Source organism: Paraburkholderia humisilvae (assembly GCF_902859855.1).
In the GTDB taxonomy this organism is placed as follows: Bacteria; Pseudomonadota; Gammaproteobacteria; order Burkholderiales; family Burkholderiaceae; genus Paraburkholderia; species Paraburkholderia humisilvae.
Genome location: NZ_CADIKH010000326.1, coordinates 1 through 1,481 on the forward strand (window position 1 = coordinate 1; position 1,481 = coordinate 1,481).

Annotated in this window: 1 protein-coding gene; it reads right to left on the reverse strand. The window is 59.0% G+C overall.

Translation table 11 applies throughout. The features are described from left to right. Positions 1-288: 288 nt before the first annotated feature. A complete protein-coding gene (locus HV796_RS42280; RefSeq protein ID WP_175233549.1) occupies positions 289-1,308 on the reverse strand; it encodes an IS110 family RNA-guided transposase in 1,020 nt (339 codons plus the stop codon). Positions 1,309-1,481: the final 173 nt, after the last annotated feature.

Consider the following 1,481-nt stretch of genomic DNA (forward strand, 5'->3'; position numbering starts at 1 on the left):
CGACATCCTCTCTATATGAGCGCCTCCTTTTGCACAAGATCCGTACGCTCCGAGTCCGACAGAATTGGTTGCATCTCTATATCCGGCTTGTTGCAGTCGACCTTCCGCTGCGAGCCCCTATGAAATCCGCTGACTCGCACCTCATTCTCACGGCGAGCCCCAAGCTCAAGAGAGGATTCAGGTTTAGCGAGTCCCGGTCCGACCTGTCTTGTCATCACATACGTTGCCTGCGCAACCTGCTGGCGTTCGTCCTGCGTTCAACGTCAATCTTTCATGGCATCGACCCGGTCAGGCCGGCCTCACACTGACGTATTCTTTCTGGTACGGGCGGTCGTGGGCCAGTACCGCCCAGATCGTTCTTGCCATTTTGTTCGCCAATGCGACGATCACCACGTTCAGCGGTCGTCGCTTCTTCATCTGCTCGATCCATGGGCCCGGTTCCTTCGCGTTCGTGACGACGCTACGCGCACCGTGAATTAGCATCGTTCGAAGATACGTGTCGCCGCGCCTGCTGATCCCGAGCAGGTTGATCTTGCCGCCGGAGCCGGTCTGCTTTGGCACCAACCCGGCCCACGCTGCAAATTCGCGACCGGAACTGAACGCCCTGGGATCGCCCATCATCGCGACCGCCGCAGTTGCCGTCAGCATTCCGACGCCCGGAATCTCGCTAATCGCGCGCACAGCCTTGTCCTCCTTCTTCCACGCGCGAATTCGCTGCTCGATCCGCGCGATCTGCCCGTCCCGCTGCGTCAAGCCGTTCCATTGTTCGCGCATCGTGTCGATCAATACTGTCGGCAGACGCTCCGACACCCGATCCAGGATCGCCGGTATCGCCCTGTCGAGCGCCGTCCGACCTTTGCCCATCACTTCGCCGTATTCGGTCAGCAACCCTCGCAGACAGTTGATCTGCATCGTCCGGAACTTCACCAGTTGCTCGCGCATACGGTGTAATGCCAGTACCGCTTGCTGCATCTCCGTCTTCACCGCAACCGGCCTACCTGGTTGCTGTACCGCCAGCCAGATCGCCCGCGCGTCCGCCGCGTCGTTCTTGTTTCGGATATTGAAAGCTTTTACAAATTCGGCGGCCATCAATCTGACCTCATGCCCCATCCTCGTCAGCTGCCGTGCCCAGTGATGCGCACCGCCGCATGCTTCCATTCCAATCAGGCACGGTGCGCGATTCGCAAAGTACTCAAGGAACTTCGCTCGCCTGATGGGTTTGTTGACGACTTCTCCCGTCTTCGCGTCCACGTGGTGTACCTGAATCACGTTTTTTGCAATGTCGATACCAACAGGCGTGAGCTTCATGTCGAACCCTCCAGTTAGCACAGTGAAGACCTGAATGATCTTCCAACTTTGGCAACCTCGATACCGTCGGGCCCGTGAACGTCCGCTGGAATACGGGGGGTAGGAGGCGCTCATTTCAATTCTCACGCGGCGGCCTGGTTCGCGCGCGAGACGGGAGCCGTGCCACCGAAGGG